Origin of the sequence: Streptomyces sp. NPDC050548 (assembly GCF_044457385.1) — a bacterium.
Classification (GTDB): domain Bacteria; phylum Actinomycetota; class Actinomycetes; order Streptomycetales; family Streptomycetaceae; genus Streptomyces.
Genome location: NZ_JBITGV010000008.1, coordinates 385,055 through 398,711 on the forward strand (window position 1 = coordinate 385,055; position 13,657 = coordinate 398,711).

Below are 13,657 nucleotides of genomic sequence, written 5' to 3' on the forward strand. Positions count from 1 at the left end.
AGCGGCGACGGGCGGGCTGGGCTGGTTCAGCTCACGTGCTGTTTGGGGCGGGGCAGCGGCTGCGACGGCTTAGGGAAAGCGTCGGTCTCCACGACCGCTTCCTCGGCCGGCAGCGCCTTGAACACCCAGGAGCGGTACGACCAGAAGCGGAACAGAGTGGCGATGCCGATGCCCAGCACCTTGAAGACGTTGCGCTGCAGCGAGCTGTCCCAGCCGAAGCCGTAGATCGCCGCGAACAGGACGCCGTTCTCGATCACCAGGCCGACCAGGCTGAACGCCAGGAACAGGGTGAGTTCCTTGGTGCGGGCGCTCTTGTCGCGGTCACGGTAGGTGAAGTAGCGGAAGCCGATGTAGTTGCACCCGATGGCGACGATCGTCGCGATCACATTGGCGCGCACGGCCTGCAGGCTGGTCAGGTGCCACAGCAGGTTGGAGACCGCGAAGTTCACCACGGTGCCCACCACGCCCACCGCGCCGAACTTGGCGACCTCGCGCGCGAGCCGTTTGAAAGGCCCTTCGGAACCACGTTCCATGGGTGTGCAGGCCCCTGTCATCTCGGATGTCATCGCGGATTCGTCGACCCAGCCATGCTAACCATCGCATTCCCCCGCCGCCCGTGAAGCGGCTCACAGGTCGGGAAGAGACCCGGAAAAGAACGGTAAGAGGTACGGAAATCGGGCCGCCCCGGCGTGACCGATACCCTGGGGGAGTGACGTTCCCGGTAGTCGGCATGGTCGGCGGGGGGCAGCTCGCTCGTATGACACACGAGGCGGGCATCCCGCTCGGCATCAGATTCAAGCTTCTCAGTGACACCCCTCAGGATTCCGCGGCGCAGGTCGTCGGCGATGTCGTCATCGGCGACTACCGCGACCTCGACACGCTGCGTGACTTCGCGCGGGGCTGCGATGTGATCACCTTCGATCACGAACACGTACCCACCGAGCATCTGCGCGCCCTGGAGGCGGACGGCATCCCCGTGCGCCCGGGCCCGGACGCGCTCGTGCACGCCCAGGACAAGGGCGTGATGCGCGCGAAGCTCGTCGAGATCGGTGTGCCGTGCCCGAGGCACCGCATCGTCGCCGACCCGGCGGATGTCGTCGCCTTCGCGGCGGAGGGCGACGGTTTCCCCGTTGTCCTCAAGACCGTCCGCGGCGGCTACGACGGCAAGGGCGTGTGGGTCGTCGAGTCGGCGGAGGAGGCGGCCGACCCCTTCCGGGCCGGTGTCCCGGTCCTCGCCGAGGAGAAGGTCGACTTCGTACGGGAGCTGGCGGCGAACGTCGTCCGCTCCCCGCACGGCCAGGCCGTCGCCTACCCGGTCGTCGAGTCCCAGCAGGTGAACGGCGTCTGCGACACCGTCATCGCACCCGCCCCCGACCTCGACGAGTCCCTCGCCCTCCAGGCCGAGGAGATGGCGCTGCGCATCGCGAAGGAACTCGGGGTCGTCGGCCATCTCGCCGTCGAGCTGTTCCAGACCGCCGACGGCCGCATCCTCGTCAACGAACTCGCGATGCGCCCGCACAACTCCGGTCACTGGACCCAGGAGGGCGCGGTCACCAGCCAGTTCGCCAACCACGTCCGCGCGGTCCTGGACCTCCCGCTGGGCGACCCGCGCGCCCGCGCTCCGTGGACCGTCATGTGCAACGTGCTGGGCGGCGACTACCCGGACATGTACTCCGCGTACCTGCACTGTATGGCCCGCGACCCCCAGCTGAAGATCCACATGTACGGCAAGGACGTGAAGCCCGGCCGCAAGGTGGGCCACGTCAACACCTACGGCACCGACCTGGCCGACGTCCTGGACCGCGCCCGCCACGCAGCCGGCTATCTGAGAGGCACGATCACCGAATGAGCCCCGTCGTAGGAATCGTCATGGGGTCGGACTCCGACTGGCCCGTCATGGAGGCCGCCGCGCAGGCGCTCGACGAGTTCGAGATCGCCTACGAGGTCGACGTCGTCTCCGCGCACCGCATGCCGCGCGAGATGATCACGTACGGCGAGCAGGCCGACGGCCGCGGCCTCAAGGTGATCATCGCGGGCGCGGGCGGCGCCGCCCACCTCCCGGGCATGCTCGCCTCGGTGACCCCGCTGCCGGTGATCGGCGTCCCCGTACCCCTGAAGTACCTGGACGGCATGGACTCTCTGCTCTCCATCGTGCAGATGCCGGCCGGTGTCCCCGTCGCCACCGTCTCGGTCGCCGGCGCGCGCAACGCGGGGCTGCTCGCGGCCCGCATCCTGGCCACCCACGACGAGGAACTCCTCGTCCGGATGCGGGAGTTCCAGCAGGAGCTGAACGACCAGGCCGCCGAGAAGGGCAAGCGGCTGCGCGCCAAGGTCGAGAGCGGCGCGGGCGGCAGCGGCTTCGGCTTCGGGAAGTGACGGACATGACGTCGCTGGACCAGGCCCGGGAACTGCTCCGCGAGTTCCCGGTCGTCGACGGGCACAACGACCTGCCCTGGGCGCTGCGCAAGCAGGTCGGCTACGACCTCGACGCCCGCGACATCGCCGTACACCAGAACGCGCATCTGCACACCGACCTCCCGCGGCTGCGCGAGGGCGGTGTCGGGGCGCAGTACTGGTCGGTGTACGTGCGCTCGGACCTGCCCGACCCGGTGCCGACGACGCTCGAACAGATCGACTGCGTACGGCAGTTGCTGGCCCGCTACCCGCAGCAGCTGGCGCCCGCGCTGACCGCCGCGGACATGGAAGCGGCGCGTGCGGAGGGCCGTATCGCCTCGTTGATGGGTGCGGAGGGCGGGCACTCGATCGCCGACTCCCTCGGCACGCTCAGGGGGTTGTACGCCCTTGGCGTCCGCTACATGACGCTCACCCACAACGACAACGTGGCGTGGGCGGACTCGGCGACGGACGAACCGGGGGTCGGCGGGCTGTCGGCGTTCGGCCGGGCGGTCGTGCGGGAGATGAACCGCGAGGGCATGCTCGTCGACCTCTCGCACGTGGCGGCCACGACGATGCGTGACGCGCTGGACACGTCGACGGCTCCGGTGATCTTCTCCCACTCGTCGGCGCGGGCGGTCTGCGATCACCCGCGCAATGTGCCCGACGACGTGCTCGAACGCCTCCCCGCCAACGGCGGTATGGCGATGGTGACGTTCGTGCCGAAGTTCGTGCTCCAGGCGGCCGTCGACTGGACGGCCGCCGCCGACGACAACATGCGGGCGCACGGACTGCACCACCTGGAGACCACCGAAGAGGCGATGAAGGTGCACCGCGCCTTCGAGGAACTCCACCCGCGCCCGGTCGCCACCGTCTCCACGGTCGCCGACCACCTCGACCACATGCGCGAGGCCGCGGGCGTCGACCACCTCGGCATCGGCGGCGACTACGACGGCACGGCCTTCACCCCGGACGGGCTGAACGACGTCTCGGGCTACCCGAACCTCATCGCCGAGCTGCTGGACCGCGGCTGGTCCAGGACCGACCTGGCCAAGCTGACCTGGCAGAACGCGGTACGGGTGCTGGGCGCGGCGGAGGACGTGGCGCGGGACATCCGGGCGACGCGGGGGCCGTCGAACGCGACGATCGGGTCGCTGGACGGCTGAGGAACGGGTCACCGGCGCGGCGCGGGAGTGCCCGCTTCCGCGCCGTACCCCGAACGCCCCGCCCACCAGGAAGCCCCCTCGTCGGCGTGCGACGGTGACCGTACTGCCGTAACGACGTACGGAGCCCGCCATGGCCGACCTCCAGGACCACCTGCACGCGACGACCGAGGTCGGCGAGTTCGACGACTTGGTCCATGAGCCCTTTCCCGGCGGGCCCTTCCCGCCGGACAGCGCGGAACCGTACGACCCCGTCTCCGACCCGGCCGCCGCCCCGCTGGAGCGCGCGCACGCCATCCTCGCCGCGCACCCGGTCGCCGACGGCTACAGCGGGCTGCCGTGGGCGCTGCGGCATCTGCCGTGGTTCGACCTGGAGCTGGGGGAGAGTTCCGTGGACACCGATGTGCCGCGGCTGCGGGAGGGGCATGTCGGCGCGCTGTTCTGGTCGCTGCACCTGCCGGAGGGGCTGGCCGGGGACCGGGCGGTCGGCGCCACCCTGGAGCAGCTGGACCTGGTGAAGACGGTGGTCCGCGCCCACCCCGAGGGCCTGCGCCTGGCCTGCACCGCGGGGCAGACCACCGATGTCCGCAACTGTGGCCGTGTCGCCGTGCTGCTGGGCCCCGCCGGAGCCCCCGCGCTCGGTGACTCACTGGGCATCCTGCGCTCGCTGCACGCGCTGGGTCTGCGGGTCCTCACGCTGTCCGGGGTGTCCTGGGCGAGCGAGGCGGGGCTGACCCGGTTCGGCGAGGAGGTCGTGCGGGAGATGAACCGCCTCGGCGTGCTCGCCGACCTCTCCGGCGCCTCCGAGGAGACGATCCGCCGCGCGCTCGCCGCCTCGAAGGCGCCGGTGCTGTTCACCCGCTCCGCCGCCCGCACCCTGCGCCCCCACCCGGCCAACCTCTCCGACGCGCTCCTCGCCGCGGTCGGCGCCGCCAAGGGCCTGTGCATGGTGCCGCTCACCGCCGAGCAGACCGGCCCGTCCGTCCGGGACGTCGCCGACCACCTCGACCACGTCCGCAGGCTCGCGGGCCCGGAGTCCGTCGCCCTGTCCGGCACCTACGACGCCGGCACCGCCCACCCGCAGGACCTCGCCGACGCCTCCTGCTACCCGAACCTCTTCGCCGAACTCCTCCACCGCGGCTGGTCCGAGCCGGACCTCGCGCTGCTGAGCTGGGGCAACGTCCAACGCGCCCTGCGCGGCGCCGACTTCACGGCCCGCGCCGCCCAGCAGCGCCGCGAGCCGTCGACGGCGAAGATCGCCGAGCTGGACGGATAATCAGCCGGTGTGGTCGATCCGGCAGAGGCAGAAGGGATGGCCCACCGGATCGGCGTACACCCGGAAGTCCTCCTTGTCCTGCCGCTCCAACAGCCGCGCCCCGAGCGCCAGTACGGCCTTCTCCGCCGCCTCGATCTCCTCCCAGGTCGACCCGGCGTCGAAGTCGAGGTGGAACTGCTGCGGCCGGTCCGCGCGCGGCCACTCCGGCGGGGTGTAGTCCGTCACCCGCTGGAAGGCGATCCGCGGGCCGTTCGGGATGTCGAGTACGACCCACTCCTCGTCGGCGGCGCGGGGCGTGCCGCCCAGGACGCCGGCGTAGAAGCCGGCGAGCGCGAGCGGGTCCGGGCAGTCGATCACGGTGGAACGGAAGCGAATAGCAGTCACATCGACCTCCTGGGTCAGCAGGCGCAGAGACAGAACGGGTGCCCCGCCGGGTCGGCGTACACCCGCCAGGCGCGCGAGCGGTCGTCGGTGTCCAGCGGTGTCGCGCCCAGCGCCAGGACGTCCTTCTCGGCCGCGTCCAGGTCCTCGACGGTCAGGTCCAGGTGGAACTGCTGGGAGTCGCCGGGCGCGGGCCACTTCGGCGGCACGTGCCCGGGTGCCTCCTGGAACGCCAGCGTCTGTCCGCCGGGCACGTTCAGGTCCACCCAGTCGCCGCCGTCCTCCGCTTCTACGGTGCCGCCCAGGACACCGGCGTAGAACGCGGCGAGGGCGCGCGGGTCGGGACAGTCCAGGACGACGGTACCCAGCTTGGCGATGGCCATGACGGACTCCTTCGGGTTACCCATATGGGGCGTCAGCCGGTAACGGTTACCTCATGCTCTCGCACAGGAGGTAACGTCGCAAGCATGAGTGAGAGAGTTCCCGCACCCGGCGACCTGGCCCTGATCGAGGCGCTGGTGAACACGCTGGACATCGAGGCGGGCGCCGACGCACTCGACACGGCGGACGGCCGGGCCCCCTTCGGACTCACGGAGGGTGACACCGGGACTGCCCGCGAACTCCGCGAGTCCCTGCGCGCCGCCCTGCTCGCCCACGCGGGCCACCCCGCGCACCAGGACGTGACCCCGCTCGGCGAACTCCTCGCGCGCGCCCCGCTGTTGCTCGCGCTCGACGACCGTGACGGCTCCGTCCGCCTCGCCCCCGCCGACCCGGAACCCCTGCTCTCGCGTGTCGCGTCGGCGATCGCCCAGTCCCTCGTCGCGGGCACCTGGCCCCGCCTCAAGGCCTGCGAGGCACCGACCTGCCACTGGGCGTACTACGACCGCAGCCCGGCGGGCCGGGGCCGCTGGTGCTCGATGGCGGTGTGCGGGGCGCGCGCGAAGATGCGCCGGTACCGGGCCAAGTAGCCCTCGACAGAGGTGACTTGAGCGGTCCGGGCGCCGAGCACAGCCCAGTGGTGCAGAATGCAGCCAGACGCCGGTCCGGCCGACTGAGCCTCGGCCGGACCGGCGTCGCCTGTCTGTGTAAGTGTTGCGCTGTGGGGCGCGTGTGTCGTGCGCTGGGACGAGGGCGTCAGGCGGTGGGTCGGCCCGCCGACCGAGCCCCGGCCCGACATCGCCCCGCCCGGCCCCGTGCCCGTGCCCGCGTCGTGGTCCTGTGTCGTAGCCCTGTGTCGTCCGTCCGATCGCGTGTTACGCGGTGGGTCGGCCCATCGCGCGGAGCGTGCGGTCGGCCTTCCGTCACAGTGCCGGCTACGGCGTCGTGCCCGCGTCGCGGTCCCGTGCCGTAGCCGCGTCGTCCGTCCGATCGCGCCCTACGCGGTGGGACGGCCCATCGCGCGGAACGTCCAGCCCGCCTTCCGCCACAGCTGCGGGTCGAGCGCGTTGCGCCCGTCCAGGACCACCCGGGAGCGTACGGCCTCGCCGAGCGCCGCCGGGTCCAGCTCGCGGAACTCCCGCCACTCCGTCAGGTGCAGGACGACATCGGCGCCCCGTACGGCCTCCACGGCGGTGTCGGCGTAGCCGAGCGTCGGGAACAGCCGCAGCGCGTTGTCCATGCCCTTGGGGTCGTAGACCGTGACCTGGCCGCCCTGGAGGTGGATCTGGCCGGCGACGTTCAGCGCGGGGGAGTCGCGGACGTCGTCCGAGTCGGGCTTGAAGGTCGCGCCGAGCACCGCGACCCGCTTGCCCAGGAAGGACCCGCCGCCGAGCGCCTCGCGCGTCATCTCGACCATCTGGCCGCGCCGCCGCATGTTGATGGAGTCGATCTCGCGCAGGAAGGTCAGGGCCTGGTCGGCGCCCAGTTCACCGGCGCGCGCCATGAAGGCCCGGATGTCCTTGGGCAGACAGCCCCCGCCGAAGCCGATCCCGGCCCGCAGGAACTTCTTCCCGATCCGCTCGTCGTGCCCGATCGCCTCGGCCAGCTTCACGACATCGCCGTCCGCGGCCTCGCAGACCTCGGCCATCGCGTTGATGAAGGAGATCTTGGTGGCGAGGAAGGAGTTCGCGGCCGTCTTCACCAGCTCGGCGGTCGGGAAGTCGGTCACCACGAACGGCGCCCCGGCCCCGACCGGCACCGCGTACACCTCGCGCAGCAGCCTCTCGGCCCGCTCGCTGCGTACACCGACCACGATCCGGTCCGGGCGCAGGGTGTCCTCGACGGCGAAGCCCTCCCGCAGGAACTCCGGGTTCCAGGCCAGCTCGGCGTCCTCGCCGGCGGGCGCGTGCGCGGCGAGATAGGCGGCCAGCCGGTCCGCCGAACCGACCGGCACGGTGGACTTGCCGACGACGAGCGCGGGGCCGGTGAGATGCGGTGCGAGCGAGGCGGCGGCGGCGTCGACGTAACTCATGTCGCAGGCGTACTCGCCGTGCTTCTGCGGGGTGTTCACACACAGGAAGTGGACATCGCCGAACGCGGCGACCTCCGCCCAGTCCATGGTGAAACGCAGCCGCCCGCTCGATCCCTCGATCCCCGCGACGTGCTTGCGCAACAGCTCCTCAAGCCCCGGTTCGTACATCGGGACCTCACCCCGCTGGAGCATCGCGATCTTCTCGGGCACGACGTCGAGACCCAGCACCTCGAAGCCCAGCTCGGCCATGGCCGCGGCGTGCGTGGCGCCGAGATAGCCGGTGCCGATCACGGTGATCTTGAGGGCCATGAGTGCTCCAGAAGGGGTACGGGTGCGATGCGCGCCCGAGCATAGTCGGCGGTCCTGACGGGCACCTTTCCCCCTGTCGCCAAGCTCACGTATCACTCCCGTGGGCGGGCCCCTAAAATTTGGGTTACTTAACGGTAATTAGCGCCGTCATCACAGCGTCCTTGGAGCGTGAGAGACCTTGGCCGGATCGGCTGACTTCGACCTGTACCGCCCGTCAGAGGAGCACGACATGCTCCGCGACGCGATCCGCTCACTGGCCGAGGCGAAGATCGCGCCGTACGCCGCAGCGGTGGACGAGGAGTCCCGCTTCCCGCAGGAGGCGCTCGACGCCCTCGTCGCGAACGACCTGCACGCCGTCCACGTCCCCGAGGAGTACGGCGGCACCGGCGCGGACGCGCTGGCCACGGTGATCGTGATCGAGGAGGTGGCCCGCGTCTGCGCGTCCTCCTCCCTCATCCCCGCCGTGAACAAGCTGGGCTCGCTCCCGGTGATCCTCTCCGGCTCCGAGGACCTGAAGAAGCGGTACATGACCCCGCTCGCCAAGGGCGACGCGATGTTCTCGTACGCCCTCTCCGAGCCGGACGCGGGCTCGGACGCGGCCGGCATGAAGACGAAGGCGGTCCGCGACGGCGACCACTACATCCTGAACGGCGTGAAGCGCTGGATCACGAACGCGGGCGTCTCCGAGTACTACACGGTGATGGCCGTGACGGACCCCGAGAAGCGCTCCAAGGGCATCAGCGCGTTCGTCGTCGAGAAGTCCGACGAGGGTGTCTCCTTCGGCGCCCCGGAGAAGAAGCTCGGCATCAAGGGCTCCCCGACCCGCGAGGTCTACCTCGACAACGTCCGCATCCCCGCCGACCGCATGATCGGCCCCGAGGGCACCGGCTTCGCCACCGCGATGAAGACCCTGGACCACACCCGCATCACCATCGCGGCCCAGGCCCTCGGCATCGCCCAGGGCGCCCTCGACTACGCCAAGGGCTACGTCAAGGAGCGCAAGCAGTTCGGCAAGCCGATCGCCGACTTCCAGGGCATCCAGTTCATGCTCGCCGACATGGCCATGAAGATCGAGGCCGCCCGCGCCCTGACCTACCAGGCAGCGGCCGCCTCGGAGCGCGGCGACAAGAACCTCACCTTCCAGGGCGCGGCGGCCAAGTGCTTCGCCTCGGACGTGGCGATGGAGGTCACCGTCGACGCGGTCCAGCTCCTCGGCGGCTACGGCTACACCCGCGACTACCCGGTCGAGCGCATGATGCGCGACGCGAAGATCACCCAGATTTATGAGGGCACGAACCAGGTTCAGCGGATCGTGATGGCGCGGAACCTGCCGTAACAGACGAGCATCGAGGGCGAGAGCACCCCCTGCCGGGTGCTCTCGCCGTTTCGTCCGGCATCCTGCGGCCCATGAACGATCCGACTCCGACACCGTCCTTCGACACCACCGAACGCACCATGTGGGCCGGCCGAGCCCAGGCCTACGCGGCGAGTTTCGCGCTGCTCTGCGCGCACCCCGTGGAGCGGTTGCTGGACGCGGCCGGGGCCGGGGTCGGGACGTACGTCCTCGATGTCGGCACCGGCACCGGTGCGGCGGCCCTGGCCGCGCTGGCGCGGGGCGCGCGGGTGTGTGCCGTGGACGCCGACGCCGGGATGGTGGCGGCCGCGCGGGCGGCGGGAGTCGGGGCGCAGGTCGCCGTACTGCCCGAACTGCCCTTCCCCGACGGCGAGTTCGACGCCGTCCTCGGTAACTTCGTCATCAACCACGTCGGCCGTCCCCGGGCCGTCCTCGCCGAACTGCGGCGCGTCCTGAAGCCGGGCGGACGGCTCGCGCTGACCTCGTGGGGAGCCCGACGCGGTGCCGGGCAGGAGCTGTTCGGGCGGGCCTTCGCGGCGGCGGGGGCCGTGCTGCCGGAGGATCTGCGGCGGCTCGATCCCGCCGAGGACTTCGCTCGTACGCCGGAGGGCTTCGCACAGTTGCTCAGCGAGGCCGGTTTCACGGACGCCGGCGTTGTCGAGCTGGAGTGGGACCACCGCACCACCGTCGACGAGTGGTGGGGCGGACCCGCCGCCGGGGTCGCCACCGCAGGGCTGATCGTCACGTCGCAGGACGAGGGGACGGTCGTACGGATCAGGCGGGAGTACGAACGGCTCGCCGGTGAATTCACCGTGGGGGAACACGAGTTGGCCCTGCCGCACATCGCCGTGCTGGCGTGCGGCAGGGCCTGACCCGCGGGTCTCAGTTGCCCGAGACCGTCACCTTCTGGTCGTTGTTCAGCTCGTTGACCAGCGTCTTGACCTTTGCCTTGTCCCAGAGGAGGTTGCCGCCCGTCGAGCCGGAGATCGGCATGTTCATCGAGGTGCCGTCGCCGCCGCTGACGCCCTTCATCGCCCAGAACATGGACGCCAGGTCCCAGAGCGACATGTCCTTGTCGACGGAGAGGGAGTCCAGGCCGGCGCCGAGGGTCGGGTAGAGCTTGAAGGGGTTCAGGAGGGTACCCGGGGTCGCCACCTGGTGGGCCAGGGCCGACAGGAACTTCTGCTGGTTCTTCGTGCGCTGGAGGTCGGACGCGGCGAACGCGTGCCGGGTGCGGACGAAGGCCAGGGCCTCCTCGCCGTTCAGCGTCTGCTTGCCGGCCTTGAAGTTGGCGCCCGAGTACGAGTCCTTGAAGCCCTTGTCGATGGTGAGCGTGACACCGCCGACCGCGTCCACGATGTCCGCGAAGCCGTTGAAGCCGATCTCGACGTAGTGGTCGATGTGCAGGCCCATGTTGTACTCGATCGTGCGGACCAGCAGCGTCGGGCCGTCCTCCGCGTACGCCGCGTTGAGCTTCTCCTGCCGTCCCGTGTTCTTGTACGTCTTGCCGGAGGAGGAGCCCACGTACGACGGGATCGTGACGTTCGAGTCGCGCGGCAGCGAGATCAGCGTGTCGCCGTTGTCGCCGACGTGCAGGATCATCATCGAGTCGGTGCGCTTGCCCGCGGCGGAACCGGTGTGCAGCTTCTTCTTCTCGGCCGCCGTCAGGCCTTCGCGGCTGTCGGAGCCGACGATCAGGTAGTTCGTGCCGTCGCCGCCCGCCGGCCGGTCGATCACCTTCGAGAGATCGACATCGCGGTTCAGCTTGGAGTCGGCCCAGAAATAGGTGCCGATGGTGGTCACGACCAGCACGGTGACCACGGTGATCGCGGTCCACTTGATACGGCGCCGCCAGTTCGGCGCGCGCCGCGGACCGCGCCCGTCGTCCGGGCCCTCGGGGCCGACCGGGCCACCGCCGCCGTAGACCTGGCCGGTGTTGTAGCCGTCGTAGCCGTTGTTGTCGTAGCCGCCCTGGCCGTAGCCGTTCTGGCCCTCGTCATAGCCCTGGCCGCCCGTGTACGACGGCTGCGGCGGGACTCCGGCGCCGTACGGCGGGGCCTGCGGGCCGCGTCGTCCCTGGCGCATCACGCGTGCGCTCTCCGGCTGTGCGTTCGCGCCACCGCGTCCGTACTCGTTGCCGCGGTTTCCGCCGGACCATCCCTCGGGCCAATCGTTCATGGGGCCCAGTGTGCAGGTAGCGGCCATGTCGTTTACAAGGGTCGTAGGAAAATCAGGGCACTGCTGTTGCGAAGCCAACACAAAGTCCGCAGATGTCCGCTCGGCATAGGGTGATGACCATGACAGACCTGCCGGGGAAGCCGACGTCCGCCTCCCGCACCACCCTCAGCCACATCATGACCAACGCCGACACGAACCTGCTGGGGACCGTGCACGGCGGTGTGATCATGAAGCTGGTCGACGACGCGGCGGGCGCGGTCGCCGGGCGGCACAGCGGCGGACCGGCCGTCACCGCGTCCATGGACGAGATGGCGTTCCTGGAACCGGTCAGGGTCGGCGACCTCGTCCATGTGAAGGCGCAGGTCAACTGGACCGGCCGAACCTCGATGGAGGTCGGCGTGCGGGTCCTGGCCGAGCGGTGGAACGAGTCGACCCCGGCCACCCAGGTCGGCTCGGCCTATCTGGTGTTCGCCGCCGTCGACGCCGACGGCAGGCCCCGGGTCGTACCGCCGGTGATCCCGGAGACCGAGCGCGACGAGCGCCGCTGCCAGGAGGCCCAGATCCGCCGCACCCACCGGCTGTCCCGCCGCCGCGCGATCATGGAACTGCGCGAGAAGCGGGCGGCGGAGGGCCTCGACGACTGAGGCCCGCCCGCCGCGCTGTTACAAAAACCCCACCTCGTCACGAACGACCCACTTCGCTACGAACACCCCACCTCGTCGCCCGTCACCACCCCGAACTCGCCCTGCTGCACATCCGCCGCCCGCACCCGGGTCACCTGCTTGAAGTCGCTCCCGGCGATCACCTTCAGCAGCGGCCCCTGCCCCTTCACCGCCCGCAGCTCGCTCCCGGGCAGTGCCGCCGCGAGGGACTTCGCGGAGCGGTCCCAGCGGGGGTCGTAGGCGACGACCGTCCGTCGTACGGCGTGGTCGGCGGCGCTCACCGGCTGGTGCGTCGTACGGAAGCCGGTCGCCGCCAGTGCCGCGTCGACGCGCTTGCCGAGGCCGGCCGTCGCCGTCCCGTTCTCCACCTGGACCTGGATCTGCTGCGGGGTCACGTCCACCTTCACGGCGCTCGCGCGCGGCGCCCGGTGCACGGTCAGCGGTTTGTCGTCGCGCAGGGCCTCGAAGAGTTTCGCCGCCTTCGGCTCGTCCCACTTCAGGGTGGAGCCGATGCCCTTCACGACGTATCCCATCTGTCCGATGGGCACGGTGGTGAACTCGGAGGAGGAGGGCGAGAAGCTGCGCATCGCGCGGCCGAGGTCGAGGAGTTCGTCGGTGCCGAAGCCCTTGTCCGCGCGGACCGAGCCGAGCACGGCGTGGGTCACGTCGCGGAACTTCAGCGGGTTCAGCAGCACCCCGGAGGAGGTGGCCTGGTCGATCAGCGCCGCGAGGAAACGCTGCTGGCGCTTCATCCGGCCGAGGTCGGAGGCGCCGTCGACGTGCCGCGAGCGGACGTACTGGAGGGCCTGACCGCCCATCAGGGTGTGCGCGCCGGCGGGGAGATCGAGACCGGTGTACGAGTCCTTCAGGGGTTCGGCGGTGCAGATCTTCACGCCGCCCAGGACGTCGACCGTCTTCATGAAGCTGGTGAAGTCGACCTCCATGTAGTGGTCGATCTTCACATGGGTCATGTTCTCGACGGTCTGGACGGTGAGGTTGGGGCCGCCCTCCGCGTACGCCGCGTTGAGCTTGATGGGGTGCGCGGGACGGCCCGCGATGCCCGGTACCTCGGCGTAGGAGTCGCGCGGCAGGCTGACCACGCTGGCCCGCTCCCGGTCCTCCGAGATGTGCACGATCATGATCGTGTCGGTGCAGTGGCAGGGCGCGCCGCCCAGGTGGTACGCGCGCCGCTCCGCTTCGGTGATCCTGTCGCGCCCGTCGGTTCCGACGAGCAGGACGTTCATGCCGTGGCCCGCCCGCGGCCGGTTCTTCATGTCCTTGAAGGGGTCGACGCGGGCGATGTCCGCGTCGAGGCTGGTGACCACCGCGTGCCCGATCCCGGCGGACGCGAGCACCACCACGGACAGCGTCGTCGCCGCCCGCATGGCCCAGCGCGGCTTCTTGGGCCGTACGGGGGGCCGTGGGCGGCGCTGCGGTGGACGGGCGGCGGGGGAGCGGCGGGGCGGCGTGGGCATGGGGGACACCTCCGCGAGGGCCGTACGTGGGATCTTGAGCACCGTAGGCCCATAC

General features: G+C 70.7%; 14 protein-coding genes. 8 read left to right on the forward strand and 6 right to left on the reverse strand.

What is annotated here, in order from left to right; translation table 11 throughout:
• Positions 1-26 precede the first annotated feature (26 nt).
• The gene (locus ACIBJH_RS24275; protein WP_399118911.1) at positions 27-533 is read right to left on the reverse strand and encodes a GtrA family protein; all 507 of its coding nucleotides are present in this window, start codon (positions 531-533) and stop codon (positions 27-29) included.
• Positions 534-709: 176 nt separating this feature from the next.
• Here ACIBJH_RS24275 and ACIBJH_RS24280 point away from each other — a divergent pair, with 176 nt between their 5' ends.
• The 4 genes from ACIBJH_RS24280 to ACIBJH_RS24295 all read left to right on the forward strand — a co-directional run bounded on the left by ACIBJH_RS24280 (position 710) and on the right by ACIBJH_RS24295 (position 4,833).
• Positions 710-1,849: a 5-(carboxyamino)imidazole ribonucleotide synthase gene (locus tag ACIBJH_RS24280; protein WP_399118912.1), complete on the forward strand. Its 1,140-nt coding sequence runs from the start codon at positions 710-712 to the stop codon at positions 1,847-1,849.
• Entirely contained in the window at positions 1,846-2,376 is a 531-nt protein-coding gene (purE, locus tag ACIBJH_RS24285) for a 5-(carboxyamino)imidazole ribonucleotide mutase (RefSeq protein ID WP_399118913.1), read from the forward strand. Before ACIBJH_RS24280 ends, purE begins: the two co-directional genes overlap by 4 nt.
• A gap of 5 nt (positions 2,377-2,381) precedes the next feature.
• Positions 2,382-3,560, forward strand: coding sequence for a dipeptidase (locus ACIBJH_RS24290; RefSeq protein WP_399118914.1), 1,179 nt, complete (start codon positions 2,382-2,384; stop codon positions 3,558-3,560).
• Positions 3,561-3,690: 130 nt separating this feature from the next.
• A complete protein-coding gene (locus ACIBJH_RS24295) occupies positions 3,691-4,833 on the forward strand; it encodes a dipeptidase (RefSeq protein ID WP_399118915.1) in 1,143 nt (380 codons plus the stop codon).
• On the opposite strand, the gene ACIBJH_RS24300 is transcribed toward ACIBJH_RS24295, so the two are convergent.
• Entirely contained in the window at positions 4,834-5,217 is a 384-nt protein-coding gene (locus tag ACIBJH_RS24300) for a VOC family protein (protein WP_399118916.1), read from the reverse strand.
• Positions 5,218-5,231: 14 nt separating this feature from the next.
• Positions 5,232-5,597 (reverse strand): VOC family protein, encoded by a 366-nt coding sequence (locus ACIBJH_RS24305; protein ID WP_399118917.1) that lies wholly within the window; start codon positions 5,595-5,597, stop codon positions 5,232-5,234.
• An 84-nt stretch (positions 5,598-5,681) separates the two neighbouring features.
• Here ACIBJH_RS24305 and ACIBJH_RS24310 point away from each other — a divergent pair, with 84 nt between their 5' ends.
• Complete coding sequence (locus ACIBJH_RS24310) at positions 5,682-6,182, forward strand: CGNR zinc finger domain-containing protein (protein ID WP_399118918.1); 501 nt, start codon at positions 5,682-5,684, stop codon at positions 6,180-6,182.
• A gap of 407 nt (positions 6,183-6,589) precedes the next feature.
• Here ACIBJH_RS24310 and ACIBJH_RS24315 read toward each other — a convergent pair whose 3' ends face one another.
• Positions 6,590-7,933, reverse strand: a complete 1,344-nt coding sequence (locus ACIBJH_RS24315) for a UDP-glucose dehydrogenase family protein (protein ID WP_399118919.1) — start codon at positions 7,931-7,933, stop codon at positions 6,590-6,592.
• Between the two features lie 178 nt (positions 7,934-8,111).
• On the opposite strand from ACIBJH_RS24315, the gene ACIBJH_RS24320 reads away from it, so the two are divergent.
• Together ACIBJH_RS24320 and ACIBJH_RS24325 are read left to right on the forward strand one after the other, a co-directional pair.
• Positions 8,112-9,269 carry an acyl-CoA dehydrogenase gene (locus ACIBJH_RS24320; RefSeq protein WP_399118920.1) on the forward strand — a complete coding sequence of 386 codons (1,158 nt, stop codon included), beginning with the start codon at positions 8,112-8,114 and terminating at the stop codon, positions 9,267-9,269.
• 71 nt (positions 9,270-9,340) lie between these two features.
• A complete protein-coding gene (locus ACIBJH_RS24325) occupies positions 9,341-10,159 on the forward strand; it encodes a methyltransferase domain-containing protein (RefSeq protein WP_399118921.1) in 819 nt (272 codons plus the stop codon).
• 10 nt (positions 10,160-10,169) lie between these two features.
• On the opposite strand, the gene ACIBJH_RS24330 is transcribed toward ACIBJH_RS24325, so the two are convergent.
• Positions 10,170-11,465, reverse strand: coding sequence for an LCP family protein (locus ACIBJH_RS24330; RefSeq protein WP_399118922.1), 1,296 nt, complete (start codon positions 11,463-11,465; stop codon positions 10,170-10,172).
• A 119-nt stretch (positions 11,466-11,584) separates the two neighbouring features.
• Here ACIBJH_RS24330 and ACIBJH_RS24335 point away from each other — a divergent pair, with 119 nt between their 5' ends.
• Complete coding sequence (locus ACIBJH_RS24335) at positions 11,585-12,109, forward strand: acyl-CoA thioesterase (protein ID WP_399118923.1); 525 nt, start codon at positions 11,585-11,587, stop codon at positions 12,107-12,109.
• Positions 12,110-12,165: 56 nt separating this feature from the next.
• On the opposite strand, the gene ACIBJH_RS24340 is transcribed toward ACIBJH_RS24335, so the two are convergent.
• Complete coding sequence (locus ACIBJH_RS24340) at positions 12,166-13,602, reverse strand: LCP family protein (protein ID WP_399118924.1); 1,437 nt, start codon at positions 13,600-13,602, stop codon at positions 12,166-12,168.
• Positions 13,603-13,657: the final 55 nt, after the last annotated feature.